This window comes from Nitrospira sp. (assembly GCA_024760525.1).
Lineage (GTDB): Bacteria > Nitrospirota > Nitrospiria > Nitrospirales > Nitrospiraceae > Nitrospira_D.
In genome coordinates, this window is record CP060499.1 from 3,816,253 (window position 1) to 3,842,163 (window position 25,911).

A 25,911-nucleotide genomic window follows, 5' to 3' on the forward strand; every position below is an offset into this window, starting at 1 on the left:
CGACCTTTGCGGTGAAAGTTTCAAGGCAAGCAGAACGATTGGCTCGACGGATACTGAAAATCTCGTCCGGTGAGGCTGCACGGAAGAAACGGTCGAGGCGTAATCTTTCTCACCCACCTGTCTTGAGTTGCCTTGGCCGCTCTTGTCCGTTGATGCGTTGAGACCTTACACGTTGCGAAAGCGACTCTGGATCTCTTGCTGTATCCTCAAGCTATCGTTTACGCGTCGTATCGAAGGCATAGCCGAGCGTGAGCAGGTACAAATTGTCCGTATCGCCGGTGCCGGCAGGCGGCCGATTATTGAAACGCGTGGTCACCTGGAATCCGCTCGCCAGACTCCCCAGAATCTTCAAGCGAAACCCGTTATCCATCGTGTAGTAGAAATCCGAGAAGGTTTGGAGAGACGGGAAAATTTCGTTGTAGTGATAGAGCGTGACACGGCCGTCGAACAGGGGCCAATCCAATTTCATGGCCACGCGCCCACGAAAACTTGCCTTATCCGGAAACGGGTCACGAAAGTCTTCATTGAAATATGACGGACCCGCTTCAGTGTACAAGGTCATGTCTTTGAAAATGCCGTTGTAGTCTCCGCGCTCAATCCATTGATACCCCGCACCGCTGGAGATCGCCGTTCTCAACTTCAAGTTTTGTAATCGGTCGTTCTCAAAATAGGCCGACGTATACCAGAAAAACCGTTTAGTGATAAAGAAGTCGAGCTTGATCGTCCCTCGAGCATTCCGAGTGATCAGGCTGCCGGCATTGTCGCCATAGACGTAGCGGCCCAGCAATGTCAACCGAAGCTGCTCGCTTCGAGCCACAAGATCGCCCAGCACGCTGATGTTCCGGAGTTGGCTATTTCCTGTGGCTTGTGAGTACCCGGCATTCAAACTGCCGGTGTAAATGACCGGAGGTTGGACCATAGGGTTTACTTGAGTCACCGTATCCATCGGTACCGTCATCGTGCTTACTGTGGGCCCTCCTTTAAGTTTCATCATTCCAGGGTCGCTCTCTTCGACGGTTCCGACCAGAACGGATCCTTCCTTCAAATGAAAAGGAATGGGATGAGAGACGGCCAGTTTACTGACCGCTTCCCACTTCACCTTGATGATGTCGCTCACCATGGAGTTTTTGATCTGAAGTATCCCGCCCGTCATCTCTATCACTTCGCCATAAATCACACTGCCGTCTTTCAAGGTCACGACGTCCAGCGCCGGAGCTGAATCCGGAGGTGCTGAGGCGGACTGATCGGCAGCGGAAGCGACGTTCCCCATCATGAAGAGAAGTATCATTACGGTAAACAGAACCGACTGCTTCATGTATCCTCCTTCGTCACTAACGTCCCCACAGAGCTGTCAATCTTAGGGCTATACCGTGTTTGCCATGACACCGCAGCAGATGGATGCCGCGGGCAGCACTCGCCGCTTCGGATCTTCCGGAGATTCTCAAGCGTAGGGATTCTTACAGACGAGTGGTTATAACACTGGTAGGCATATCCGAATTCGCGTACCTCTTATTGCATAATTTCCATTCAGGCTCGAGATGGAGGCGCACCTTGACGCCGGCAATAACTCAGAAGAGCGATCGCCGAGACTTCACGTCGCTCACATCCACACCGTGGGTTTCTTCTCGACCGCTCTTATCCGTTCACTAAGTGGACGGTAAGACTCGCAGCAGGTAGCGCAATCCCTCGTCCCTGGAATCGTTCAAGGATTAACTTGTTCAGCTCTCCCTGAGTCGAACTGTAATCCGCCACAGCCGTCCACGGCTCTACGGCGATCACCACGGCCAGGGATGACTCCCCGAGAGACGACACTCCTACCGAAGGAACCGGGTCTTTCATGACCGATGGATGCCGATTGAGAACATCCCGAACTTGAGCCAGGGCTTCATCGAGATTCGCATTCGCCGATACGGGAATGGTCAACCGCATCTGACGGATGGTTCCAAAGTTGTGCAGGATCTCTCCGACGATTTTTCTGTTGGGAATGATCACGCGGGAGCGGTCCGCGTGCATCAGTGTCGTTGTGAAGACGTCGATCACTACGACGTCGCCGTGGACCCCGAGCAACGAAATATGTTCGCCGACCTTATAAGGCTTGCTGAAGATAATCGAGAGCCCGGCCATTACGTTGCTCAGCACCCCCTGCAAGGCCAACCCGATCCCTACGCCGGCGACTCCGACGCCGGCAATTAGCGGGGCGATGGGCACACCGAGCGTCTGAAGGGCAATCATGGCGGTAAAGAGCAGCACCACGATCTTGACGATGCGAACGAGGAGCAGACGCACCGGCGGATCAAGGGTCTGCCTCTCGAGCGCTCGCTGTGCCAAATTCCCGGCCCAGCGAGACACCATGACACCGGCGATGAAGATCCCGAGCGCAACCGCGGCCTGCAACCCGTACTGCACGGCATACTGCGTGAGCGTATCTACGACATTCATAGAAGTCAGCTTTCGTTAACGGCCGAAAATTCCCTTGAGCAGCTCTTGTCCCTCTTTCTTCAAGTCCTCGGGTTTGGTGGTGCCCTTGAGCAGCCCACCGACAGTTTCTTCCACCTTCTTCTTCACCTGCTCCTGCACTTTCCCGGTGACGCCTTTGAGGTCAACTCCATACGACGGTGCTTGCGCGGTGCCGGTAATCGCGAGCGGCAGGCTCAATCGGCCGTCTTTCAACGCGAGCTTGATGACGGGTGACACTCCGGCGAGCTTCTGACTCACCTCCTGAGACAGGTTGAGATTCACGAGCAGATTCAACCGCTGGTCGAATCCGATGGTCCCGCCGCCGGTCGCCTGAAAATCATGACTGTCCATTAGGAGACGCTTTACGTTGATGATCCCGTGCTTGATGGCAAGATCCGTTTCGATCGTCGAAAACGCTGTTGCTTTAGGATCGCCGAGTGAGATGCCGACAACCTTAAGAGCGGAGACTGCCTCCTGAAGCAGATTCACCCCCTCAATCTTCCCATCCTTCACCGCCATGTGACCGGTTCCTTCCAAGGCCTTTGTCAGATCCGGCATGGAGAACCCTTGGCCTTGCAACGAAAGATCGGCGCCGGCCGTCCCGCTGACGGAGATCGGTGTCTCCGCGACAGCAGTGAACGCCGGGCCAAGTTGTACTCCTTGAACCGTGACGCCACCCTTGAAAGGCGGCGCATCGGACCCGGCGATCAGTTTGCCCTGCCCTTTGATCTGACCGTCGAATAATTGGAACGACAGGGCATTCAGCTTAGCTTCCTGTCCTCTCACTTCCGCCGCGATCTGAAAATTCTTCACGTCGACCGGCTTTTTGAGCGGGAGCGCCACCGGAAGGTTCGCCGTATTGATCACCGGCGAAGTGATATTGATGTTGGCGTCATTCCCGGCGGCTTTGCCCGTAATCGTGAAGTCCGTCTTCCCTACACCGAGCTGAAAATTGATTGCGTCAATATCCATCGTCTCTTTCAGCGGTCCGAACGTACCATCGAGTTTCACCGGTATGTTGAACGGCTGCACGAGTGAGAGGAAGTGCAAGGTCGGCGTTTGGCCGAGCCGAACGTCACGAAGAAGCAACTCCATATCCTGCAACACATACTCAGTCGGTTTGGCGGCGGACAGATCGCGATACGTCAATTTCCCGCCGTCGATTGAGACTCGGTCAACGGCCAAGAGTGCCAGTACTTTAAGGGGGCCCTCGGTCGAAGGAATCGGGGCACGAGAGGGCGTTTCAGGGACCCCCACCCCCTTGCGGCCAATCGTCGACGCGTTTAGGACACCTTTCTTGTTCTTGATCACCGTGATGTCGGGATCGCGAAGCGTGATTTCTTCCACCTCGACCTTGCCGCTCAGCAACGGCATCAATTTCACACCCACATCCAACGAGGAAAGTGACGCAAAGGGGCCTGAGCCGAAGGATGGGTCATCCAGCACTGCAAAGCCGGCCACGCGCGCGCCGATCCTCGGCCAGACCGTCAAGCGGATGTCTTGCAACTGAACTTTACGATTGAGGGCATCCTCGATGAGGGGCTTATATTGATCTTGATACTTGTTGAGATCGATGAGGAAGGGAAGCGCGAGCACAACGCCGACGAGGAGAACGACTAGGACGAGCAAGCCTATCAGGATTTTCATCTTGATCGCCTCCAGGTAAAAATTGAGTATATAAACGGATATCGTGTGAGTCAAACGATCAGCAACATAGACAACGATCGCATAACATCCCAGAGTATCGACTGTTTAGGAAGTCGCTTCGGCTGATGAAACGGTTGCGGGCCTGCGGAAAGGTTGCCAGGAGGACTGCTCCGGCGCTGTCGATTTTACCTGGCGAGTCTGGTGGAAGAGAATGCAGAGGCGAATGTATGCATTGACTGCCTTTTGACTGAGGAGGACAACGAGTCCTCCTCAGTCTCGAATCGGCTCAATTCTCAGTGGTTCACCGGCTTGGCGTAGGCGTACTGCGTGCCTCCGGACCCGCTACTTTGGATGACATCTACTCTCCCCTGTTGTCCTTGAGGATTACTGTCCGATTGCGTCGCCGTCCCTTTCAGTGTCTCGATGATATCCACCCTGTGGGAATCCGCAAAGCTCTCGGGAGCGCTTACGATTCCAGTGACGGCCAACAACGCCACCATTCCTACAGCCACACTGCACATCCCTCTCATGAATCCCTCCTGTGTGATCAAGTGAGCGCGAACAATGACTGCCAACACGCACAGCAGCTATCGTGCCGTTCTCATGTGTTCAGACAATGTGTCCTAATGCATTGATTCGTTTGATTTACAAACTGTATTGCTTGTTCGAATTGTGGCAGGACGGAACACGTGTCCAGCGAGAATGTCTGGCTGATTGGACAATGAACAGGCGATTGGCGCCAGAAAGGGAATCCGAGCGCAAGCCGGAATCAAGACAGCACCTTCGTAAGACTTTTTGCAGCAGGCATAGAATTCATGTCGACAGAGTCGTCACGTAATTATCACATCCGAACTGCCGGACTTGACGACCGGAGATGAGCGATGGAAAGCCGCAGTGCGGTTGACTTTGATTATGCCTGGTGATTAGGTTCGATCTGAACGGTGATCACGTGAGGGAGGTGACCCCATGCAGATTCAAGTCAATACGGACAATAACCTCAGAGGGCGAGAAGCGATCGTTGCCTTGGCCCACACCAGCATTGAGGGCGCGGTAGGCCGATTTCGTGATCGGATTACCCGCGTCGAGACGCATCTCAGCGACACCAACAGCCACAAAACCAAGGGTGATGACATCCGGTGTGTGCTTGAAGCCAGACTGGCCGGTCACCAGCCCATCGCCGTGAGCCATCAGGCATCGACTGTCGAGCTGGCCCTCAGCGGAGCTGCGGACAAACTCGAACGGTCGATCGAGAGCACGCTTGGGCGGCTCAAAGATCGATAACCCCCCTCAAGGACTCTTCTTTTTTCCATGGTGGACCGGGAGTCTTACCTCGTCCCATTGGAACGATTGTGCTAGGATGCGCGCCGTGCGCTTGCCTCATCAGATTCGCATCGTTTCAGCCTGACTGCCATGACGCCCTCGACCGCCACACGTTCCTCCGACTATGGCTTCCTGCTCCTTATCATCCCCCCGGTGTGCATTCTCCTGCTCTCGACGAGTCTGTTTGAATTCAGCTCCAACATCACGGTGGATAATTTCCACAATCTCACGAGTGGGCTCATGCACCCCACCGCAGCGCCCTCGGAGCAGGTGTTCAATCCCACCCATTTTCTCGTGGAGGTCAAATCCCGGTATATCTGGCTGACCACCGTGGTCGTGGCGCTGGTGGCCGGGGTCTATGCCCTGATCCTGTGTGGGCTCATCATCTACCAGTCTCATCCGCGACCCCGACTGCTCGTAATCACGGGCATCGGGATCGTCTTTGCCTCGATCGGAGTGGTCTTTATCTGGGCGCTCGATGAGAGACATGCGCTCTATCGAGCCGTCTTCAGCTTTAGCTACGACAACCTGCGCCAGGCCGGGCCCCACCGGATCAGCGAGGACCTCCTGCGCTATATTATGGCAGTTGTGTCTACCGTGAACGTGCAAGCCATGGTGGTACCGGTGGTGGCTTTGCTCGCTGCTTGCAGCACACTCGCGCCGCCACGCACGGGCAAGCAGCTCAATCCTGAATTTTGCGCGTCGCAGATGAAACGGTTGAAGGAGGTGCTGACGGCGGCTTCGGCGATTCTCGTCGCCGGGGTGTTACACATGGGAGCTTGGCTGCGGTGGCCGGCGGCATTGATGTCCGGGAAGGAAGCTCACGAAGCGGTGCTGGGCGCAGCCTTGGCCATCACGCTGTTTTGGGGCGTCACCTTTACCTTGATGTTGGTTTCAACGTATCTCCCCGCTGCGCTTCTCCTGGCAAAGCGGGCACAGGCTCTGCTGCAAGAAAGCCCCTCCAAACAAGCGGTGCCGGAACCGGAGCAATGGCTCAAAGATCATGGGCTGTTTCTGTCCCTGCAGGACCACTTCCCTCAATTTGGCCTCATGCTCGCTCCGCTGCTTGCCAGCCCTTTAAGTTCCCTGCTGCTTGCTCCGCTCACGCCGACGGGCTGACCACAATCGGTCTGCTTCTCGCCCTTGTCCCGATGACGATGTCGGGGTAGCTCCTCGACCGCCGACTATGTTTGATCGCATCCAATCACCTCTCGTCATGCCACCGGCAACCTCCTTGGTTTGTCGTGAACCGAGAACCGAAGGCAGGTGCATATGAGAGAGCAAGGGCTCTCCCGAGTGATGCTGGAGTCAAGGACTCGATATGCTGATGAGCAGCGGCGGCGTCCACCGGTCGGCATTACACAGGAGGACCTATGGGTGAATATGAGCACACAGCGACCATCAATTGTCGCGCACAAAAGGTATTCGAGTTTGCCTCTGACGTGAGGAATTTTCCTCTTTACTTGCCCACCGTCAGAAACGTCATCAGACAAGGCAGCGAGCATGTCCGTGTGCAGGGCGAGGCGAGAGGGCGTCAATATGCTTCAGACGGCATGTACCATGTGGACTACATCCGTAAACGAATGGAATGGGGCTCTGACAGCGACGATCAGTATAGCGGTTGGTTAGAAGTGAAGGGGAACGATACGACTGCCACAGTCACTGTTCATCTAACGTTCGAGCCGAACCGGGACTACGATCCCTCAATACATGAAGGTTTGGAGAATGCATTAGCATCAATCAGGAACTTGTGCGAAGGAACGGGTGGCAAGGTCGAGGCCTACGCTGCATGACATCAGCTATTTCATATTCGCGCTTCGGTGAGACAGGAGACGGACAATGGGGTCTCACATTACCGGCAGGCAAAGTGCTGGTACTCGATGGGACCCGAAGGGGCGCTTAAGGCCATCCTCATCGTGTGTCGGTCGTAGCCGATTTCTTCCAAATCCGTTTGTGCATCGCGCAGTTCTTCTTCCGTCAGATAGGCCACAGTGTCGGGAATACCATTGTCTTTGAGTGCGCGCAAGATCGCGCCCAACGTGTCCCGTTCTTCAGGCGGAATGTTGGTCCCCAACGGAAATTCGAGCCGTCGACGATAGGGACTCTCAAATGTGTCATTCAACGCCCGTATCGTCTTCAGCACGAGCCGATCTTGCTCCCAGGGTTGTAGTTTCGGTCCCGCGGAGGGATGGGTCGCCAGCAGATCCATCAGTGTGATCACGTTGGTATTCAACGATCGCCCCACGAATTCACGCTGCGGTTCGAATGTCGTTTGCTTCATCCCCACATGCTTGGCCACGGCCTCGATCAACGCGAAGTTGATCATGAAGCTGTATTGGCCACCGAACTGGCCATAGCAAGGTTTTTCCGGATCGTTCAAGACGTTCATGTCGGCCGTGCCCGCATCGAACGCGCTGAACCCGATGGCGCCCGGAGCCAGGATCCGCTTGGCCTCCTTCAGGGTTGCGAATGCCCCGACATTCACGGGCACCAGGACGTCTTGATCGATGGACTGCAGAAATTCCACAATGATCTTCCGATAGGGAACGTCTTTCCATTCGATTTTGCGATACTCTTTTTCCCAGACCAATCCATCGAGGAACGGAGGAAGGGCCTTGAGCGCTTCGAGATCCTGGTCCTGAAAAGCCCGCACGAAGGTCGACCAATCCTGAATCCGGGCATGCAATGACTCGCTGAGGTTGGGACGGATAAACTCTTCCTCCACCTCACCGCCGTGTTTTGCCAACAATTTCGTCGGCAAATCGTTCCACAGCTCATTGCAGATGATGCGGTCGACGGTTCCATCACCTATTCCCGCCACATCTTCACTCGACCCACGATAGGTGTCGACGTGATCCCGATGGGCTGTCAGGTCAGGATGGGCCAGAGCCCCATCCAACACCGTTTGTTGCCAATCGACCATGACATACCGCACACGTGGATAGATCGTGCCTTGTTCATCGAGGGCCTTGAGATGAGTGAGAAAGCACGCAGCCAGATTCCCGTTCCCGGGTCCCAGTTCCAGGACGGTCAAGCGTCTTGAGTCCTCTGTCACCCTACCGACAGAGGACGGTTGACGATTCTCCGCTTCGTCGCGCGTTACGACGCGCTCGTAGTAATCGGCCGCCAGCGCATGCGCCAGACGGAAGTCCGCTGACGCGAAGGTCTGATAATAGGATCGGAGCTTGTCCCCGCGCAGCCCGTAGAAGAGCTGGTTGAGATGGGTCTGCCATTGATCGAGCGGCTTAAAGTCCCCGATCAGCTGTGGAAGGGCGTCGGCATCTTGCAACATATTACACGGTTCCCGGCGATTGGTCTGATGAATGAGTTGTACAGTGGGCGAAATCCTAACAGATGACTTGAAAACGCCGCAATGGGCAACTCGCCCGATGGCCGATTGACAGCATTGCCTCAAGAGGTGTAGCAGACAGTCATGAGGAACAAGGGCTTCCGTCTTGGCGGAATTGTGATCGCAGGGTGCCTGCTGTGGTACCAAGCCGCTGTGGCTGAAGACCTGCCTCTGACCGGAAACACCCCGATCTCCGAGTTTCAAAACCGCTCACAAGACGTGAAAGCGTATGATTTCGACGCACCCCCACAGGGCATGTTTCGCTCGATTACCATGGCAGAAGGATTTGAAGAGCAGCTGAGCTGGCGCCGGACCCACGAAATCGTGCCGATCAAAGCGACTGAACAGTTTGTCCCCAATGTGCCGGCCGTTTTTATTGTGTTCTCTCTGCATCAGCATTATCAGTCTTTCACCGTGTTCGGCCGTTGCACGCCCGAAGCGGTGGCCGATGTCGCACCGGACACGATCGTCAGCGAGGACGCCATGCGCATCGCCTTGGAGGATGACAGCGGCTATCTCAAATTGTCGCCCCCGGAGGGAGGTTGGAAACCTGGCCGATACAAAGTAGAGATCCATACGGGCGAGCAAGTCAACGAAACCAGTTTAATGGGCATGATGCGGTTCACCGTCGTGGTATCCGGTGGGTAGTTGGACCGATTCTCATGCGTCAGGCCGATCGCACTCCCATGTTTGACCCTCCCTTTGACCTTCCGTTAGAATGCGCGCCTGAATAACCGACTCTCCGGTCGTTCTTGGAGTTTTTGTGGATTATGACGCCGCCATCCCGCCTTTGGGCCTCAGTGATCATCCCGATCAAGGATGAACGAGACAACCTGTCTCCCCTCATCACCGGTCTCCTAAAAGTCATGGATTCTCATGAATTGTCGCGCTCCCGCCCTTACGAGATCCTCTTCGTGGACGACGGCAGCAGCGACGGCAGCAGCGACGAGCTGGACCGGTTGGCGCGCGAACATTCCAATGTGCGGGTGTTCCACTTCGACCGAAATTATGGCAAAACCTGCGCGCTGGAAGCCGGTTTTCACCAATCGTCCGGGGAAATCATCATCCAGATCGACGGCGATCTCCAGCAAGACAGCGAAGACATCTTGAAACTCCTCCCTTATACGGCATCGCATGACGTGGTGTGTGGGTGGAGGCAACAGCGGCAAGACGGCATGGTGAAGAAACTCTCGTCCAAGATTGCGAATCGGGTGCGGAATATCTTTACCCATGACGGCATGCACGACACTGGCTGTCCGCTCAAGATCTTCCGACGGCCTGTCTTGGAGCGGATCCGGCTCTTTGAAGGGATGCACCGGTTCTTTCCTGCGCTTGCCTTGATGCATGGATTCACGGTGACGGAGGTGCCGGTCAGGCACTATCCGCGCCTCCATGGGGTATCCAAGTACGGCATGGGCAACCGTCTGATCAAGTCGCTGTATGATCTGATCGCGGTGCGATGGATGCAGGACCGCGTGTTGCTCTACAAATTTCGTGACAAGTGATGTGAGCCACCACGACCGAACCGAACGCCTTTGCGGTCAGAAACGACGATGATGGCTGCCGTTCCAACACCTCATGACGACTGAAACAATCTGGCTCGGTATCGGTTTCCTCGGCCAAGGGCTCTTTTTTGGCCGTTGGTTGGTGCAGTGGATCGCGTCCGAGCGAAGCTCGGAAAGCCGCGTGCCCATTTCCTTTTGGTATATGAGTCTCATTGGAGGACTGATCACGCTTGCCTATGCGATCTATCGAATGGACCCTGTGTTTATTTCCGGACAAGGGCTTGGGGCGGTTGTGTATCTGCGCAACCTGGCCCTGATTTACCGCGCGGATCAAACCAAGAACCAGTCCGGGCCTCAGACATGAGAAACCGGGCCACCAGCCGCAGGCGGACCCGTTCCGTCGTTCACGGATAGCGACCACGTCTCCATGGATCGTACCCCTTCTCAATCAGTACAGCTGCTGCTGCTTCTGCTCCTGTCGGGGCTGCTCTTTTTTATCGGCCTCGGCAGTATGGGCCTGACGGATCGAGACGAAGGCCGCAATGCGGAAGCCGGCCGTGAAATGTTTGCCTCGGGTGATCTGATCACCCCGACCTTCAATGGCGAGTTGCGCGTCGCCAAACCGGTCTTCGTGTACTGGCTGATGACGGTGTCCTACCATCTGTTCGGCGTGAACGAGTTTGCCGCACGCGCGCCATCGGCCCTGTTTGGGGTGGCGTTGATCCTGATGCACTATCTATTTCTCTCCCGGCTGCGCGGCCCAACCGTCGGTCTGTTCGGCGCGTTGATGTTGCTGCTGAACATCGAAATGCTGGCGCTTGGACGCATGGCGATCACCGATAGCGTTTTGATCTTCTTTACGACCATGGCGCTCTACGGCTTTTGGCTCGGCCTCCACGAATCAGGCGCTGGACGTCATTGGATCTGGGGCTTTTATGCCGGGATGGCTTTTGCAACCTTGACGAAAGGACCGGTGGGATTCGCCGTACCCCTGATCACGGCCCTGCTCTACCTCGCCGCGACGCGGCAATGGTTGCTCTTTTGGCAAAGAGGCGCGCCCATCCTCGGCACCTTGCTGTTCGTCGTCTTGGCCGGTCCGTGGTACGCCGCCATGTTCCTCATCCATGGAGATGCCTACTCCTCTCAGGCAAAGGTCCACACGGTGGGACGATTTCTCAGTCCGATGGAAGGGCACGGAGGAGGATGGTGGTTCTATTTTCCCGTTTTGTTGCTCGGCTTTTACCCTTGGAGCGCTTTTCTGCCTGCCGCGTTTTATCGCGCGTATGGGAGCTGGCGGGAATCCCGTTCGACTGGAAACCACAAGGACGATTCCCCTGAAGCGAGGGAACCACTAGGGTCCGGCAACGAATTGGAATGGTTCTCGGCACTGTGGATTGTCGGAGTGTTCATCTTCTTTAGTCTCTCATCCACCCGTCTGCCCCACTATATCGGCCCATTGTTTCCGGCCTGCGCGCTTCTGGCTGCATTGTATTGGGCTCAAGGCTTGAAGGAACCTTCCACAAAAGGACTCCGCGGGTCGATCCACTTCATGATGGGGATCGGCTATCTGGTCGCCCTCGCGTTGGCAAGCGCCCCGTCCTTGTTCCACACATTCTCCGGGAAGATGATTAAAGAGTTTCCTCTCGCCGCTCAATTCGATTTGGGTATCGGTCCTTATATCGGCGCAGCCATCGTTGTGGTGGCCATGGGACTGATCGGATATTTCGGACTGAACGACGACAGACGCGGCTTGGCCTTTGGGGTTGCCGGAGGCGCGCTTGCGAGTGTCTTTCTACTCGCTATCCTGGCGGTTGTGCCCGGTCTCAATCGATATGCCATCGCTCCGCCGCAAGAGTTGGCCTATGCGGCAGGACTCAACCTGAATCCAACCGACCAGCTCGTCACGTTCGGCACAACGAGGCCCTCCATCGCCTTCTACGCAAGGCGGCCGGTGATCTTCATCCCATCCGGCGAAACCGCCCGGCTACGCACGGCCTTGAGCAAAGAGGGTCGTACGATGATCCTGCTGCCGGAATCGTTTCAAGACGCCTTGCCGAAAGAGGCAGCAAATTTTCAGCCGATTCTGAAACGTTATGGCTATGTGTTGTTGGGCAATCAACAGATGGTCACCGTTCCCCAGGGCGCAGATACAGTTTCGCCGACCCCGCCAAAAACTCTCGGTCACTAGCCTCTGACGAGGGCGTCATCGCTCAGATGAGAGAGTAGAAACCTCCTGATCGCTTTCTCGGCAGCAGTCACTGAAAAGGCAGGACTCCGCGGGCATCAACGAGAATCAGAACGGCAAGGGCCAGCCCTCCCAGCAGGGCGCCTTCCCGCATCACCGACCAGCCAGGCGATTTCTCGCCGGACTCATGGAAACGGTTTCTTGCATGGAACCAGGACGCGAGGCAGGAGAATCCCACAGACGAAAGCACAAGCGGCGACGTCGTCATCGCGGCCAGGCCATATGCCATAATCAGCGTGGAGGTATTCATGTGCCGATTTGTTACCGATGCTTTCCCGCCGAACCAATAGGTTCGCCTGAGCCACAAGCCACCGACGATTGCGACTGCACCCAGAACGACGAATAGAACACCGACGATTCCATCGTCCATTCGGTGGGATAACGCCCAGAGTAGGGCAAATAGAGTTGAGGTTCCAATCGCCGCATGCCGTAGCCCATCTTGCAGTGAGGTGCGCCACTGCTGCCACGGGGCAGCGGCAAGGAACCCGCTGAGGACGCCCAATATCGCCCCTCCGACGACATCGGTCGGAAAATGTGATCCGCGAAGAACACGACTGAGGGCCACGAAAGCCGCCGCCGCGATACACAACGGCCCGAAGAGGGGAAATCGTTTGGCCAGAACCGTCGCAACCGCGAAACTGGCCGTGCTGTGCCCCGACGGAAAGGAGTCGAGCCCCGATGTCCATGAAAAGGTCATCTGCCAATCGCCCGAATGGACGAACTTCGGTCGAGGCCTCCCGATGAGATGCTTGATCCCGTTCGCCAGTACGGCCGCGATCCCATGGGCGATCAGCGACTGGACGGCGGCTATCTTGATGGTGGGTTTTTCGAAGGCCCATGCGGCGGCGAGGAGCATGATGCTCATGGCCGCCAGATGCCATCCTTGGCCGATCCAGTCTCCCGTATTACTGGTGAAGGCCATCCACGGAACAGTGAGTTGATCCCAGGGGAGATGAATCGTCACCGATCGCACATAGCGGATGATAGGCAGATCAAACTGAGCCAAGCCGAGGAAACTGATGATCAGTGCCGCACCTGCGCAACCGAATGCAGCGAGCGATGAAGCGGTTTTCCAGGATGGTTGAGACAGCACGTTCATCGGAATGCGATCTGGAACGAGGACTTTGAAATCCCCGGAGCCGGTCACGACTCGCTCATCGCCGATCACCGCGCCTCAAGGAACCCAGTCGGCCAGGAACACGTTGAACTCGCCCGGTGCTTTCGCATTGCGATCGGATACCCACACAAGGCGTTTTCCGTCCGGTGAAAACATGGGAAAGCTATTGAAGTGACCGTCCGTGGTCAGACGTTCCAGCCCGGTTCCGTCGTCACGCACCAGATAGAGATGGAAACTGGGCCGGCCTCCATTCCCTCTCGTCTCTATGTTGGAAGAAAAGATGATGCGTCTGCCGTCCGGGTGAAAATAAGGAGAGAAGTTCGAGGCGCCGGTCGACGTCACCTGCTTTTTTCCTGACCCATCGGCATTCATGACAAAAATTTCAAGCTGACCGGGTTCAACCAGCCGTTGCGCCAACAGGTCCTGATACTTCGCCGTTTCCATTGGGTCGGTTGGATGAGCCGCTCGATAGACGATTCGTGTGCTGTCGGGTGAAAAAAATGCCCCGCCGTCGTAGCCGACGTCATCCGTAAGACGTCGAACATCCGTACCGTCGAGATTCATGGCATAGAGATCGAGATCCCCGTCCTTCACCGACGTCCACACGATGGTTTTCCCATTGGGCGCGATGGTAGCCTCCGCGTCATATCCCGGAGACGATGTCAGTCTCTGTGTCTGCTGTCCGTCAAGACCGACGGCATAGATATCGTAGTCATCGAGCGCCCAGCGATACGCTCCGTCCCGTTTCGGCTTCGGAGGACAACCGGGGCCGGCGGCATGAGTGGACGAATAAAGCACCCGCCCGTCACCGGGGAAAAAATACCCGCATGTCGTCGCCCCCGCACCGGTACTGACCAGCTGCACAGCTTCGGTTTCCAGATCCATCACATACATTTGATAGCATCCCAGCCCGGTATCGGCCGGCTTCGAGGTGGCCGCTTGCGAATTCTTCGGCCAATTGTTTGTCGATTGAAAGATCAATTTGGTGCCGCTGAAGGAGAAATAGGCTTCGGCGTTCTGACGTCCGAATGTAAGCTGACGAATGTTGGCCAGGTGGCGTTCTACGGACCGTGATGAAACCGAGGCTGTCTTCTCTTGATCAGCCGTCTGCCCATAGGCGGGAATGCCGACCAGTACACAAAGACTCCAGACCCAAATTGTTCCAGCCTTATGACGTCGTTTCAATCCTGACCTCCTTCACGTCCGATTCACCGGGCCACACCTCTCGTTTCGTCACGGTTCCATCCTGGAAAATCACATAGCTGTGCCAGCCATAATAAAACAAGAGTCTCGCAACTTTTTCGACTGCGCCGGATGTGGCACCATACATGACCGTGATGACGCTACCCGGCACATTCACCCGAGGACAGGAAAACAGCACTGCCATTGTTGGTCCGTCATAGGCCTGGCCATCGATCCGGAAACCGGCATCCTTGAGGGCTACCCGGTCGCCGCAGGATTCCTGCACGACCGATTGAGCTGTTTGAGACTGATCCCCCTCAACCAGCACGAGGACCGACCCTTCACGCGGAAGAGCATTCTCTTTCATGGACAGGACCTTCGCTCTTTTCGATTCCGGCAGTTCTCGATCCGCGATGCGGGACACGACTTGCTGCAACGGAGAGGACGGGTCGGAAAACGCCCGTATCACTGTCTTGTGCGGGTCGGTTACGTAGCCGTTCAGCATCGGCGGCAGTTGGCTCCGCGCCAACCGGCGAAAGGTCATCAACTGTGGGTCGAGTTCCACCCGTAGAGGCTGATCCGGAAGGACGAACTCGGCGGCGCTCGTCTGCGAAGGACTCAGTGTGACCGACCTGAGTTCGACTGCGTCCTTCGTCACGATGCGGATGGGAATCGCCATCCGGAAAGGCTTTCCAGTCTGTTGAATTCGGACGGTCAGCTTCCAAGCTTCTTTTTCACCATCACCCTTCACACGTTGGGCATGGACATCTCCCAAAGAGAGTGCCGGGGCACCGGGTTGCTCGACCCATTGTTCGAAAAACCAGCGCAAGTCTCGGCCGCTTTCCTGAGAAAAGACCTCCTCGAGTCCGCTCCAATCAGCCGGGCGATTGCGATATCGGCCGGTGAAGGTCTTCACAGCTCGCCAGAACGGCCCATCCCCGATCTCTCCCCGAAGGAGGTGAAACACGAAGGCCGATTTCTGATATCCGATGGCGTTGTCTTTCTCGTCGTGTTTTCTGAGGAACTGCGCCACGGCATAATCCTCGTCCGGTTTCACGTAGAGATTGTACCCTTGCAGCATCATTCGTCTTTGCTCAAACGCCTGCGTGGGATCCTGAACCAACTCGTGCCAGTAGTAATTGGCCAGGTAGGTCGTCAATCCCTCAACCCAGTTGCCGTGATCATCGCGATTGAACACCGAATTCCCGATCCAGGAATGGACGATCTCATGGCCCAACGCATAGGGTTGTACGTAGTGCCGCTTGATGCTGCCGCTGCCGAGGAGGGTGAACGACGGCATACCAAGCCCGCTCGGGAAAAAATTTTCAACCACCGCAAATTTCTCGAAAGGATAGTCACCGAGTATCCGGACATACGCGTCGAGGTATTTTGCCGTCGCCTCGAGATACTCATCCGCCAAGCCGGCATTGTCGGGAAAGAAATAGGTCAAGAGTTCCACCCGCTGCCCGACCGGACCGTTCCATTCCCGGGATTTGACCACGAACTTATTGGCGACGAACGTGAACGCTTCAGTTTGATCTTGGACGACCCACGTCGAGGAGACCATGCCTGCGTTCGTCGTTTCCGCGACCTTCCGTCCCGACGCGACCACGCTCCAGTCCTGGGGGATCCGAGTCGTCACCCGATACGTACTGAGTAAGCCGGTGACATCGGGGTACCATTGGCTTTCACCGCTCAAGTACACGCCCTCCAAGCCGATATGTCCCGCGGTTTCGCTGGGTGTGACAAACCGCAAGTGACGCGGCTCCTTCGGCGGATCATTGATCTGGCCTCGATACGTCCAGACCAATGTCAGCTTCCGGCTATGGTCCTTGGGAAGCGTCACACTGACATGCTGGGCGGAAGTCCCATGGAGTTGTTTCCTCGTGAACGGAACGACGTCGCCCGACATTCCCATCGCAATCGACTCGATGGTCAGCGTATGAGCCAGCGTGAATGTGACGAACGTTACACGCGGATCAACCTCGAGTTCGATCCGATCACTCGCGGCCAACTCATGAGCAGCGGGGGTGATCTGGACCGAGAGATCGTGGTGAACGAGTGCGACATCCTCGTTGGATGGCAGGGCCGAAGCGTCCCGAACTGAGACGACGGAAATCAACAGAAGACTAATGAGGCAAGATCGAACGGCCAGTTTCCCGATAGACATCAGGAAACTTTTTAACACTCGCGGCAGACGAGTACAAGCTGGATCGCGGTCAGGAGGCGTTCGAGATCGACCGGCTTCAGAAGAATCTCCTGGGGACCTAGCTTCCAGGCTTCTTGGAGCAACTCTTCGTTCTGGCTGCCGGTCATAATGATGATGCCACCCGAGTAGTCTTTCTCACGCAGAGCACGGAGCACATCGATTCCCGGCAGTCCGGGCATGATCATGTCGAGCAGGATCGCATCCGGCGGCATATCTTCTACCATCCGCAGAGCATCATGCCCATCCTTGACACCGAGTGCTCGATAGCCGCGCAGGCTTAGGAACCGGACAAGCAGATCACACACGAGCGGTTCGTCGTCTACCACCAAGATCGACTCATCGATCTGCTGAATCACGCTTCCGTTATCATGCTGGAGTGGCGCGCTGGTCGATTGTGGAGGAAGCTGTGCGATTCGATTGACGGCTTCGACAAGAACGTCCAGTGACAACCCTTTCCTTATAAAATCGGTAGCCCGCAGGGCTCTCGCTTGATTCTCTTGGACTTCCGTCGCGCCGCCCCCCAGGATAATCACCGGCGCATGGGGGTCGATTGCCCGGATTTCCTTCAAAATAGTCAATCCGTCCATCTCCGGCATCCGCAGGTCCAGGAGGGTGACCCTCGGACGATGGGCGCGAAATAGACCAAGGCCTTCTCGTCCGCTGGTTGTCGAGATGACTCGGTACCCTAGGCGGGTGAACACGTTCTGCAACAAATCGCAGTTCATTTGATCGTCGTCCACGATCAAGAGTTTGTTCATCGCTGCCGACCCTCTTCAAGTTGAAACGATGCTCACCGCGAAAAAAAGAATAGCACGACACCGGGGACAATGAGAAGAAAAGGCGTGGTTTATGAGCAGGAAGCCGGCTGTCCGAACAGAGCCGCCACAAACGCTTCGGCATTGAAGTCTTGCAGGTCCTCGGCTCCTTCCCCTACACCGATCAGACGAAGGGGAAGCTTCAATTCGTCGGCAATCGCCACGACGATCCCGCCTCGTGCAGTCCCATCCAGCTTCGTCAGAACCAGCCCCGTGACGCCCACCGCTTCATGGAACTGACGGGCTTGGGACAGCGCGTTCTGCCCGACGGTGGCATCCAACACCAACAACACTTCATGTGGGGCACCGGGCAATTCCTGGCCAATCACCCGTTTCACTTTCCGCAGTTCATCCATAAGATTTGACTTCGTATGCAAGCGGCCGGCTGTATCGATCAACACCACGTCCGCCTTCCTGGCTTTGGCCGCGACGATTCCATCGAACGCAACTGCCGCAGGATCGGCGCCGTGGCGCTGGCGAATCACCTCCGCTCCGACCCGATCGCCCCACACTTGCAATTGTTCAATGGCGGCGGCCCGAAAGGTATCCCCGGCTACGAGCAGTGAGCGACGCCCAGTCTGCGTCACCCGCTGTGCGATCTTGGCGATCGTGGTCGTTTTTCCGACACCATTCACCCCGACGACCAGGATGACAAACGGTCTGGGGCCTTCATTGATGAGCTGTTCCAGTGTCGGCCCCGATCCCGTCTTCAATATGCCGTAAAGCGACCGGCTCAGGACATTCTGAAGCCCTTCCGAGGTCTTCGCCTCTGCCCCGCGTGTTTCCTCACTGACCTGCCGCATCACGCGATCGACGACCCGAGCGCCCAGATCAGCAGTGAGGAGGGCCGCTTCAAGATCCTCAAGAAGCTCTTGGTCCGGCGCCCGTCCAAGAAAGCGATCCAGCGACTGCTGCACGATATGTCGTGTCTTGCCGAGTCCTTCGCTCAGTCGTTGAAACCATCCCATTCTCAGCGATCCTTTGTGGGCCGTCCGGCACGCCCGGTTACGAGGCAAGGCACGGGAGCAATCATTCCAAGAACGGCTCGTTCACGACGCGACATTCGCGCCGCTTCGCGCGCACTTCGTTCATGATCGTATCCGCAAAGATGAAGCACTCCATGTACCAAGAGCATGGCGAGCTCATCGTCGACCGATCGTCCGCCTTCCCTTGCTTGGCGAACCGCAGTCGGTAAGGAAATCACGACATCGCCGAGCATACCGGTCGCAGGACACACGCCTCCGGGCAAGACGGCCTCACGGGTAGAGAAAGCCAACACGTCCGTGATTCGATCCTGCTTGCGATACTCACGATTCAATCGGCGTATGCGTACGTCCCCTACCAACTCTAGGCTCAACTCCGACTTCGGCTCTCCGGCCGCCTTCAACACACGCTCGGCCAGATGTACCAAGGAAGCCTGCCGGACGGCAAGTCGCGTGAGGCTCACGCGAAGATAGACAGCCATCAATGAGAACTTCCGGAGAGGTCGCGAGACGACGGGCTGGTGGCGGGAGACTTGCGTGGGTTTGAGGGTTGACGCTGCGACGCGGGACCCGGCTCGCGAGTCGATCGAGGATCACCACTCATCGACTGATGACGATCGTACGCCTTGATAATCTCTTGGACCAGTCGATGTCTCACGACGTCTGTCTCATCGAAGTAGACGAAGGCGATCCCCTCGACATCGCGAAGTATCTCTTTAACCTGAATAAGGCCCGAGACTCGGTCGGTCGGCAGATCCACCTGCGTGATATCCCCGGTCACCACCACTTTCGAATGGAAGCCCAGCCGGGTGAGGAACATCTTCATCTGCTCAGCGGTTGCATTTTGCGCTTCATCCAGAATAACGAAGGAATCGTTCAGCGTTCTCCCGCGCATGAAAGCCAGCGGCGCGATTTCAATATCGCCTCGCTCGATCAACCGGTTAGCCCGTTCCATGTCCATCATGTCGAACAGCGCGTCGTAGAGAGGCCGCAGATAAGGATTCACTTTTTCATAGATGTCGCCCGGCAGGAAGCCGAGTTTCTCCCCTGCCTCGACCGCAGGCCGGGCAAGAATGATCCGACTCACTTCCTTGTTCATCAAGGCACTGACTGCCATAGCCATGGCCAGATAAGTCTTACCTGTCCCCGCCGGCCCGATGCCAATGACAATATCGTGCTGTTCGATGGCTTCGATGTAAATTTTTTGAGTCGGAGACTTGGGACCGACGAATCGCTTTTTCGTGACGATCATCGCCGATTGGCCGAGCACATCTCTGAGTGAAGCCTCGGGAGTTCGGCGCAAGGCGCTGAGGGCGTGAGTCACATCCTCGGCTTGCAGAGTAACACCTTCGTTCGTCAGGGATGCGAGTTCGAGGAGGATACGTTCTGCCTGACGGACAGCTTCAGGAAGGCCATCCAAAGTAAGTTCTTCACCCCGTGCGGAAAGCCGTACACCCAGTTCGTCTTCAATTAACTTGAGATGTCGGTCGTGATGACCGAACAGGACGGCGGTATTGGTGCCTTCTCGTAATTTGAGCTTACGCACGAGCGCGGGGTGGTCTCCCTCCCACTGTCATTGGTGCAATTGTAACAGACAGGAAAACTCGGAGACAAGCAGATGTATTATCTTTGATGAAACTTCACGCTCCGGAAGGGGTAGGAGGGGCTGCGGCCGTCAGGGTCAAGTCGAATTCCTGCGAGGCTAGTCCCCCCTGCCCGTCCCTCGCCACGACCTTGACGTGAAATGTACCTTGTAGATCGGTTGGGATCAGCCATCCAATATGACCTGACTCTGAGCCGATGGTCATGCCCGGCGGCGCCATTTCCAGATAGTAGGTTACCTGATCGCCATCCGGGTCCAGCGCTTTCACCGCGTAATCAAACCGTTCTTGCGCAGCGGATGGAGGAGGAGTCGATACGATCTTTGGAGCACTGTTGCCTAGCATGAGCGGGCTGGATTTTAAGGAAGTCCCCGAACCTGTGGGATCAGAGGCCATCACTTCGACCGTGAGGATGTCGCGAGCGGAAAATCCGGTCGTATCGAGAAACGGTTCTTCTCCCTCTTTGATCACAGAGTCGTTGCGAAACCATTTGAAGGCCAAGTCGACTCGATCATGATCTGGATCGTTCGCATCCACCTGTGCCTCAAGCTTATCGCCGGCGCGAGCCATCTGAGGCGTTAGCGAAACAGCCGTCACTTTCGGGACAGTGTTTCCCACCACCACACTCTTCGTTCGATAGAGTTGCCCTTTGTTCGCACCGTCTGAAGGAATAATCTCTACGAAAACCGTTTGGCCACGTTTCAACAATTCAGCCGGGAGAGTCGAGTTGGTTTGTCGAGAAACCGGGGCATTATCTATATACCATTGGTATTCGAATGAGACTGCTTCCCGTTCCGGATCTTGTCCATCAACCTGGACCTCGACCGGTCCGGTCAGTGGAATGGGGTCATTCATGATCCTCGCAGAAGTGATAGCGGGAGGCAGGTTTCCCTTGGCAGGAGCTGAACTAGTGATAGCGTTTGGAGAGGATTCGGTACAGGACACGTTGAAGAAGGCCGTACAGACACCAAGAACGAAGAGCCACGAATTGACAGAAATTACGTTGTACCTGCGCACATTGCTCAAAGCTGTTTCTTCCAATCGCGTGATTCAGGTCATGGCGCGAATGGTCCGCGCCATGACCTGACCAAGACACTCCCTTAGCGTTACTTCAGTCACGTTGATGCACCCAGTTCACATAGCGGCTGTAGTTGCCTTCGAGATTCGCGTCGCCTTGAGTGAACGCGCCGGTAGACATTTGGATGTTAAAGCTACACCCTTGCCCGCAGTGGATCGTTCCGCTCGAGGCAAGACCAGTTCCTAAGGACATCTTCGCATTTACATTGGTATTGCCGCCGGATGTCGCCGTGCCGATTACAGGAGCTGTCGACGCCGTTCCGGTCTTATAGAAGAGCGCATACAGGTAGCTTGTGCCATCCGACGCGCAAAAGTCGTTCGTCGGGGCAAATGTTGGAAAGAATATCGACCCCGCTACCAAGGTCGGGTTGACCACGGAACGTTCGGCCGAATAGTTCGTTGTCACGAAAGTCGTTGGATTTGTGATGCTGGCCGGCCCAGGCAACGTAACACGCCAGCCATCCTTCGAGGCAACCAAGCCCATCATCGACGTCGTTCCGGTGCCGTTGAAGGTCGTGACGCCTGTATTGGTTGGATCTGTCACTTCATTCGTGCTCCCACTGCAGACAATACAGATCACCGCCTTGGTGACATCCACGAGATCATCATCCAGACAACTCACTGTGGAAGTCTCGGTACAGGTGGCACTCAGCACAGAATCCTTGATTCCGAAAATCCGCTGAATCGTATTATCGACCTTGTCGGCATTACTGAAATACCGACCAGTTCCAAAAAATACCCACATCTTGTCTGTGTCATCCAGGGTCACGGCCGGAGCCGACGCAGAAGGTCCAACCTCCACGGTCGTCCCAAGAGTTGCGTCGTAGAACGTGTCGATCACTTCCGTCGGAGTTCGGTTGACTCCATTAGCTATGCCCCATGTCGTTGGACTGCACGGCGCTGCGCTGCATCCCATGGTGAGACGATGGAGCTTGCCTCGCCATGGGAGGGCTCCGTCGTGGGCGGTCCGCATCATGTACGCTACGTCTGTCCTCCAGTCGGAATCCTTATCTACCGCAACTACATGACCCAAGAATGATTGCCATGAGCCGACCGGCATGGTCGTCAAACTCCCACCCGCGGCCACCTTAGGCCCCTTCTTTAGGTCTACGGTATATAGCTTTGCAGTCTGTGGCGAAGCGGCGGTGAGATCCGCCTGATACCCGTTCGGTCCAGATCCAAACAGGACATACCACTTTTCATTGGCTGGATTGATGGGACTGTCTGTCTTCGGGTTCATGCGAGCAACCGCTGGATAACTTGTGGTCAGCCCAAGGCCACTGTCGGTAAATACCCAGAGCACCTTGGGATCGACTTCAGGATTGGTGACATCCAAAGCGAAGTATGCACTGTAGAATGTGCGCGGCACACCTCCAATCGTGACCGTCATCGGCGGTGCCCCCGAGCCTGCGGCACAGTTCCCACAGCTGCCACCCATCCGAAATCCTCCGATCAGCACGGTTCCCCAACCACCCGGGTGATCGGCATCCGGTGTAAAGATTCTCGCTTCAGTAATCGTCGGCTTGAGATCGACGTAGTACACGTGTGTGTAATCCGTCCTGGCAAGCCACTGGAGATGAGGCAACAATTCCTGGGGAATATAGGCCCAGAGCTCCGACCCAAGACTTAAGCCGCTGGAATTGTCCGTTGGGTTCTTCGTGTACCAGCCATGCTCCGTAACGGCCGCTGTCGTAGGATCATCACCCTTGTGGTAGTAGCCTCCGTTGAATGCATGAAGCATCCCATCATTCGCGCCGACATAGACCACCTGACGTCGGGTTCGATATTTCGCATAAAAGGCTGTGTAGGTGGCATCTCCAAAGGCCAAATCGTAGCGTGCCTTGGGGGCGCCCACTACCGTCGGGGTTGAGTGAATCGGATCACCCAGCTTCCAGACCTTGAAGTTCCCGCTTCCAATCGGAACCTCGAGCATCCTGGTCCTCAATCCCGCAATCTCATCACCGCGAATGAAGTTGATCAAATTCGTAGCGTTGGTGCTCCCGGCGCAGGTATCGGCTGCGTATCTTAAATAGGCCCGAAGCGCCGCACAGTTAGCCGTACTGAAATCAATCTGCTCTGTGGGGTCGACAATCCCGTCATTATTGGTGTCTACCCACGTAATCACCTTGCGTGAGGCCGAGGCCGTGTTCGCAAGTTCTTTGCCCGCCTCCCAAATGGGCTTGATTGACTTGAGATCGCCGGTGACCGTGGGTGTCGCACTATCGGCCACTCCGTCAGCCGGACTCGTATCGGCGTACTTGTCGACGAGTACTTTCTGATACGTCGGACTTGCGGGATTATTGTCGTAGCGCGTCGTGACGATTAGATCAGCATCGTAGGTCAAGACGCCGTCCTGGTTTGTATCCTCTCTGAAATTACCGAATCCGTCTACGAAGAGTGCGTGCGCGTACCCCGTCCACTTGACATTCGCTCCGCCCTGACCGACGTCACTCGTGTAGAAATAGGCTTGATAGATCGATCCTTCACCGGTGGCGGAAGTCGCAAGCACCGAAATGGAGGTACCTGACGCACTTTTCCTCAGGATTGCGGTAATGGTCGCCATCAGGCGGTCCTGCAAATCATCGACATTGGATGACTCAAAATAGTTGTCCGGAATTCCATCCGTGCCTGGAGCACCAGTGGCATTGATGACCTTATCCCATTCAGACACTTGGTCAGGAAGGTTATTCCCGTTACTGTCCTCAAAGCCTCCGAGTTTCGCTGTATGCATGAGAATCTCTCGACCAGCGATGTTTCCGAAGGCGAAAAATGTGTAGACAGTGAGATTCTGCAAGCCCGGCAAACAGTGGCCAGTCAAGCTCAGGACTGAAATGACGCCATCGGCTGACCCGTTACAAGGCCGTAGATCATTCGTATGAGCCCAAAAGGCCACATCATCCAGGTAATGGTTTCCACTGTCATCATAATCAGTTTTGTGCTCGCCAAGAAGAGTTGCCGGTGGAGTCGAATTGTTGGTATTGCACGTCCCGTTCGGTGCATGAATGGTCGCATTGCCTCCCGTACAATGGAGGCCGTGTTGTCCGTGAGCGTAGTCCCGCAATCCGACTGGAATATTGGTGTCCTGCGTTGGCGCTCCATCCGTGACAAGGATCACGAAAGTTTTACAACATGCGACCTGTGTGGAAGTTGTTGCCCAGGCCGGCGTGTGGTTGCTGCCGAAAAAGTACGGGTCCCGGCCGCACCCATTCGTAATGTAGCCGGCGGGGCACGCTTCTGTGCCGGTCAGAACCGAGATTTCTGATCCGCCTATCGAACCTACTCCTGTCCCCTGGAACGCCACGCCGTTCGAATTGCCCCCTGCATAGGCAATGGGATATACGTATGCTGTGGTGAGATAGGTCGAATTGATTTGGGCAATGTAGCGAGTCGTTTCGTAGAGCGATTCTGACAGAGGTGTCCAGGTCGAGGGGAAGGATTCCTGAACCGCGTCGATCATGGCAGCTGTATTTGTATTAAACGTCTCTACGCCTGTTCCGGAAAAGTCGATCGATTGGCGGGACCCGACACCGACCAGCATGCGGGCACCGTCCCCAGTCGGTTTGAATTCAAAGAGCCCGAATCGTGCTTGCGCGCCAATCTGTTGGATGGTACCGGTCGGTTCAGCGCTATAGCCAATCTTGAGTTCGTATTTCCGCTGGCTGAAGCCATCGCCGCAGTTGCTATCAAAATTATTGTCGTTGTCTACGCAAAAATAAGCGGCGTCGGTGCCGATATAGATCGTGCCTGGATTAGTCCCTCTGTCGGCTGAAGGAATCCTTCCCAAATAGGTGTTGGGGCCGGCACCAGCATTGTAGTTCACTGCGGCAAGTTCGGTATTCACACCAGAAGCTTGGGCTCTAACGGTCTTCAAGGCGGGGGTTCCGTTCGTGGGACAGGTTCCGTCGGCCGCACGAGCGACGAAGCAGTCTCCCCCAATCATGGCTTTTTTCAGGGCGTCGAACCGCCGAAACGTCGCCCAATTCACGAAATTGCCATCCCATTCTGTGTTACCGCACGCTGTTGCCAAGGTTGCCTTGACTGTGGCTGGCTCAAAGCGTGCATCGGCACCGGAGTCGTAGGTATAACAACGCAATGTGTCGAAATAGCCGGACCAGTTGGTTGTATTAACGAATTGGTCACCGCCTCCATCTGAACAATCTCCGTCATCATTGCGATCGCATCCAAGACCACTCATACTCCCGGAATTATCCAGCACGAGAATGATATTCGGCGCAACCTGATCGCTGACGAACGGTGGCACGGCGAAGTATTGATCCATCGTTTGGGCATGGCTGACGCCGGTCCCTACAAGACATCCCACCAACACAAACATCCGAATGGTCCCACGAAGTACAACATCCCCGCATTTCATGGCACCCTCCATTGACTTTCTTTCGGCGTGCT

At 55.9% G+C, this 25,911-nt stretch carries 22 protein-coding genes; 8 read left to right on the top strand and 14 right to left on the bottom strand.

All coding sequences use genetic code 11. The features are described from left to right. Positions 1-211 precede the first annotated feature (211 nt). From H8K04_17920 to H8K04_17935, 4 genes are all read right to left on the bottom strand, one after another. On the bottom strand, positions 212-1,315 hold the full coding sequence (locus H8K04_17920; protein UVT15656.1) for a DUF481 domain-containing protein: 1,104 nt from the start codon (positions 1,313-1,315) through the stop codon (positions 212-214). 320 nt (positions 1,316-1,635) lie between these two features. After that, positions 1,636-2,439 carry a mechanosensitive ion channel family protein gene (locus tag H8K04_17925; GenBank protein ID UVT15657.1) on the bottom strand — a complete coding sequence of 268 codons (804 nt, stop codon included), beginning with the start codon at positions 2,437-2,439 and terminating at the stop codon, positions 1,636-1,638. 15 nt (positions 2,440-2,454) lie between these two features. After that, the gene (locus tag H8K04_17930; protein UVT15658.1) at positions 2,455-4,104 is read right to left on the bottom strand and encodes an AsmA family protein; all 1,650 of its coding nucleotides are present in this window, start codon (positions 4,102-4,104) and stop codon (positions 2,455-2,457) included. Between the two features lie 293 nt (positions 4,105-4,397). Continuing rightward, positions 4,398-4,634 carry a hypothetical protein gene (locus H8K04_17935; GenBank protein UVT15659.1) on the bottom strand — a complete coding sequence of 79 codons (237 nt, stop codon included), beginning with the start codon at positions 4,632-4,634 and terminating at the stop codon, positions 4,398-4,400. Positions 4,635-5,070: 436 nt separating this feature from the next. On the opposite strand from H8K04_17935, the gene H8K04_17940 reads away from it, so the two are divergent. The 3 genes from H8K04_17940 to H8K04_17950 all read left to right on the top strand — a co-directional run bounded on the left by H8K04_17940 (position 5,071) and on the right by H8K04_17950 (position 7,217). After that, a complete protein-coding gene (locus tag H8K04_17940; protein ID UVT15660.1) occupies positions 5,071-5,385 on the top strand; it encodes an HPF/RaiA family ribosome-associated protein in 315 nt (104 codons plus the stop codon). Between the two features lie 129 nt (positions 5,386-5,514). Beyond that, positions 5,515-6,543, top strand: coding sequence for a hypothetical protein (locus H8K04_17945; GenBank protein ID UVT15661.1), 1,029 nt, complete (start codon positions 5,515-5,517; stop codon positions 6,541-6,543). A 254-nt stretch (positions 6,544-6,797) separates the two neighbouring features. Further along, positions 6,798-7,217: an SRPBCC family protein gene (locus H8K04_17950; protein ID UVT15662.1), complete on the top strand. Its 420-nt coding sequence runs from the start codon at positions 6,798-6,800 to the stop codon at positions 7,215-7,217. 59 nt (positions 7,218-7,276) lie between these two features. On the opposite strand, the gene H8K04_17955 is transcribed toward H8K04_17950, so the two are convergent. After that, positions 7,277-8,716, bottom strand: coding sequence for an SAM-dependent methyltransferase (locus H8K04_17955; GenBank protein UVT15663.1), 1,440 nt, complete (start codon positions 8,714-8,716; stop codon positions 7,277-7,279). A 141-nt stretch (positions 8,717-8,857) separates the two neighbouring features. Here H8K04_17955 and H8K04_17960 point away from each other — a divergent pair, with 141 nt between their 5' ends. From H8K04_17960 to H8K04_17975, 4 genes are all read left to right on the top strand, one after another. Beyond that, a complete protein-coding gene (locus tag H8K04_17960; GenBank protein UVT15664.1) occupies positions 8,858-9,421 on the top strand; it encodes a hypothetical protein in 564 nt (187 codons plus the stop codon). Between the two features lie 122 nt (positions 9,422-9,543). Beyond that, on the top strand, positions 9,544-10,278 hold the full coding sequence (locus tag H8K04_17965) for a glycosyltransferase family 2 protein (protein UVT15665.1): 735 nt from the start codon (positions 9,544-9,546) through the stop codon (positions 10,276-10,278). Positions 10,279-10,351: 73 nt separating this feature from the next. Next, positions 10,352-10,642: a lipid-A-disaccharide synthase N-terminal domain-containing protein gene (locus H8K04_17970; GenBank protein ID UVT15666.1), complete on the top strand. Its 291-nt coding sequence runs from the start codon at positions 10,352-10,354 to the stop codon at positions 10,640-10,642. Between the two features lie 63 nt (positions 10,643-10,705). Beyond that, the gene (locus tag H8K04_17975; protein ID UVT15667.1) at positions 10,706-12,466 is read left to right on the top strand and encodes a glycosyltransferase family 39 protein; all 1,761 of its coding nucleotides are present in this window, start codon (positions 10,706-10,708) and stop codon (positions 12,464-12,466) included. 67 nt (positions 12,467-12,533) lie between these two features. Here the strand turns inward: H8K04_17975 and H8K04_17980 are convergent, their stop codons facing one another. The 8 genes from H8K04_17980 to H8K04_18015 all read right to left on the bottom strand — a co-directional run bounded on the left by H8K04_17980 (position 12,534) and on the right by H8K04_18015 (position 21,285). Continuing rightward, positions 12,534-13,691 (bottom strand): phosphatase PAP2 family protein, encoded by a 1,158-nt coding sequence (locus H8K04_17980; GenBank protein ID UVT15668.1) that lies wholly within the window; start codon positions 13,689-13,691, stop codon positions 12,534-12,536. A 6-nt stretch (positions 13,692-13,697) separates the two neighbouring features. After that, positions 13,698-14,825: a PD40 domain-containing protein gene (locus H8K04_17985; GenBank protein UVT15669.1), complete on the bottom strand. Its 1,128-nt coding sequence runs from the start codon at positions 14,823-14,825 to the stop codon at positions 13,698-13,700. Beyond that, positions 14,809-16,992, bottom strand: coding sequence for a hypothetical protein (locus H8K04_17990; GenBank protein ID UVT15670.1), 2,184 nt, complete (start codon positions 16,990-16,992; stop codon positions 14,809-14,811). The genes H8K04_17985 and H8K04_17990 overlap by 17 nt, the downstream gene beginning before the upstream one ends. An 11-nt stretch (positions 16,993-17,003) precedes the next feature. After that, entirely contained in the window at positions 17,004-17,789 is a 786-nt protein-coding gene (locus H8K04_17995; protein ID UVT15671.1) for a response regulator, read from the bottom strand. 89 nt (positions 17,790-17,878) lie between these two features. Next, positions 17,879-18,820: a signal recognition particle-docking protein FtsY gene (ftsY, locus tag H8K04_18000; GenBank protein ID UVT18035.1), complete on the bottom strand. Its 942-nt coding sequence runs from the start codon at positions 18,818-18,820 to the stop codon at positions 17,879-17,881. After that, the gene (gene ybeY, locus H8K04_18005; GenBank protein ID UVT15672.1) at positions 18,817-19,311 is read right to left on the bottom strand and encodes an rRNA maturation RNase YbeY; all 495 of its coding nucleotides are present in this window, start codon (positions 19,309-19,311) and stop codon (positions 18,817-18,819) included. Before ybeY ends, ftsY begins: the two co-directional genes overlap by 4 nt. Beyond that, positions 19,311-20,375 (bottom strand): PhoH family protein, encoded by a 1,065-nt coding sequence (locus H8K04_18010; GenBank protein UVT15673.1) that lies wholly within the window; start codon positions 20,373-20,375, stop codon positions 19,311-19,313. Before H8K04_18010 ends, ybeY begins: the two co-directional genes overlap by 1 nt. Positions 20,376-20,469: 94 nt before the next feature. Then, positions 20,470-21,285 carry a hypothetical protein gene (locus H8K04_18015; GenBank protein ID UVT15674.1) on the bottom strand — a complete coding sequence of 272 codons (816 nt, stop codon included), beginning with the start codon at positions 21,283-21,285 and terminating at the stop codon, positions 20,470-20,472. On the opposite strand from H8K04_18015, the gene H8K04_18020 reads away from it, so the two are divergent. Next, positions 21,284-21,517, top strand: a complete 234-nt coding sequence (locus H8K04_18020; GenBank protein ID UVT15675.1) for a hypothetical protein — start codon at positions 21,284-21,286, stop codon at positions 21,515-21,517. The two genes, H8K04_18015 and H8K04_18020, sit on opposite strands and share 2 nt — an antisense overlap. A gap of 24 nt (positions 21,518-21,541) precedes the next feature. Here the strand turns inward: H8K04_18020 and H8K04_18025 are convergent, their stop codons facing one another. Then, positions 21,542-25,879, bottom strand: coding sequence for a hypothetical protein (locus H8K04_18025; protein UVT15676.1), 4,338 nt, complete (start codon positions 25,877-25,879; stop codon positions 21,542-21,544). Between the last annotated feature and the right edge of the window lie 32 nt (positions 25,880-25,911).

What these genes read in the sequence shown, in the direction of transcription:
- H8K04_17970 (UVT15666.1), top strand. Translation starts at nt 10,352, where the DNA reads ATGACGACTGAAACAATCTGGCTCGGTATCGGTTTCCTCGGCCAAGGG.
- H8K04_18025 (UVT15676.1), bottom strand. Translation starts at nt 25,879, where the DNA reads ATGAAATGCGGGGATGTTGTACTTCGTGGGACCATTCGGATGTTTGTG.
- ybeY (UVT15672.1), bottom strand. Translation starts at nt 19,311, where the DNA reads ATGGCTGTCTATCTTCGCGTGAGCCTCACGCGACTTGCCGTCCGGCAG.
- H8K04_17955 (UVT15663.1), bottom strand. Translation starts at nt 8,716, where the DNA reads ATGTTGCAAGATGCCGACGCCCTTCCACAGCTGATCGGGGACTTTAAG.
- H8K04_17940 (UVT15660.1), top strand. Translation starts at nt 5,071, where the DNA reads ATGCAGATTCAAGTCAATACGGACAATAACCTCAGAGGGCGAGAAGCG.
- H8K04_17950 (UVT15662.1), top strand. Translation starts at nt 6,798, where the DNA reads ATGGGTGAATATGAGCACACAGCGACCATCAATTGTCGCGCACAAAAG.
- H8K04_18015 (UVT15674.1), bottom strand. Translation starts at nt 21,285, where the DNA reads ATGAATGACCCCATTCCACTGACCGGACCGGTCGAGGTCCAGGTTGAT.
- H8K04_17960 (UVT15664.1), top strand. Translation starts at nt 8,858, where the DNA reads ATGAGGAACAAGGGCTTCCGTCTTGGCGGAATTGTGATCGCAGGGTGC.
- H8K04_18020 (UVT15675.1), top strand. Translation starts at nt 21,284, where the DNA reads ATGATCCTCGCAGAAGTGATAGCGGGAGGCAGGTTTCCCTTGGCAGGA.
- H8K04_17920 (UVT15656.1), bottom strand. Translation starts at nt 1,315, where the DNA reads ATGAAGCAGTCGGTTCTGTTTACCGTAATGATACTTCTCTTCATGATG.
- H8K04_17990 (UVT15670.1), bottom strand. Translation starts at nt 16,992, where the DNA reads ATGTCTATCGGGAAACTGGCCGTTCGATCTTGCCTCATTAGTCTTCTG.
- H8K04_17930 (UVT15658.1), bottom strand. Translation starts at nt 4,104, where the DNA reads ATGAAAATCCTGATAGGCTTGCTCGTCCTAGTCGTTCTCCTCGTCGGC.
- H8K04_17935 (UVT15659.1), bottom strand. Translation starts at nt 4,634, where the DNA reads ATGAGAGGGATGTGCAGTGTGGCTGTAGGAATGGTGGCGTTGTTGGCC.
- H8K04_17995 (UVT15671.1), bottom strand. Translation starts at nt 17,789, where the DNA reads ATGAACAAACTCTTGATCGTGGACGACGATCAAATGAACTGCGATTTG.
- H8K04_17925 (UVT15657.1), bottom strand. Translation starts at nt 2,439, where the DNA reads ATGAATGTCGTAGATACGCTCACGCAGTATGCCGTGCAGTACGGGTTG.
- H8K04_17965 (UVT15665.1), top strand. Translation starts at nt 9,544, where the DNA reads ATGACGCCGCCATCCCGCCTTTGGGCCTCAGTGATCATCCCGATCAAG.
- H8K04_17975 (UVT15667.1), top strand. Translation starts at nt 10,706, where the DNA reads ATGGATCGTACCCCTTCTCAATCAGTACAGCTGCTGCTGCTTCTGCTC.
- H8K04_17945 (UVT15661.1), top strand. Translation starts at nt 5,515, where the DNA reads ATGACGCCCTCGACCGCCACACGTTCCTCCGACTATGGCTTCCTGCTC.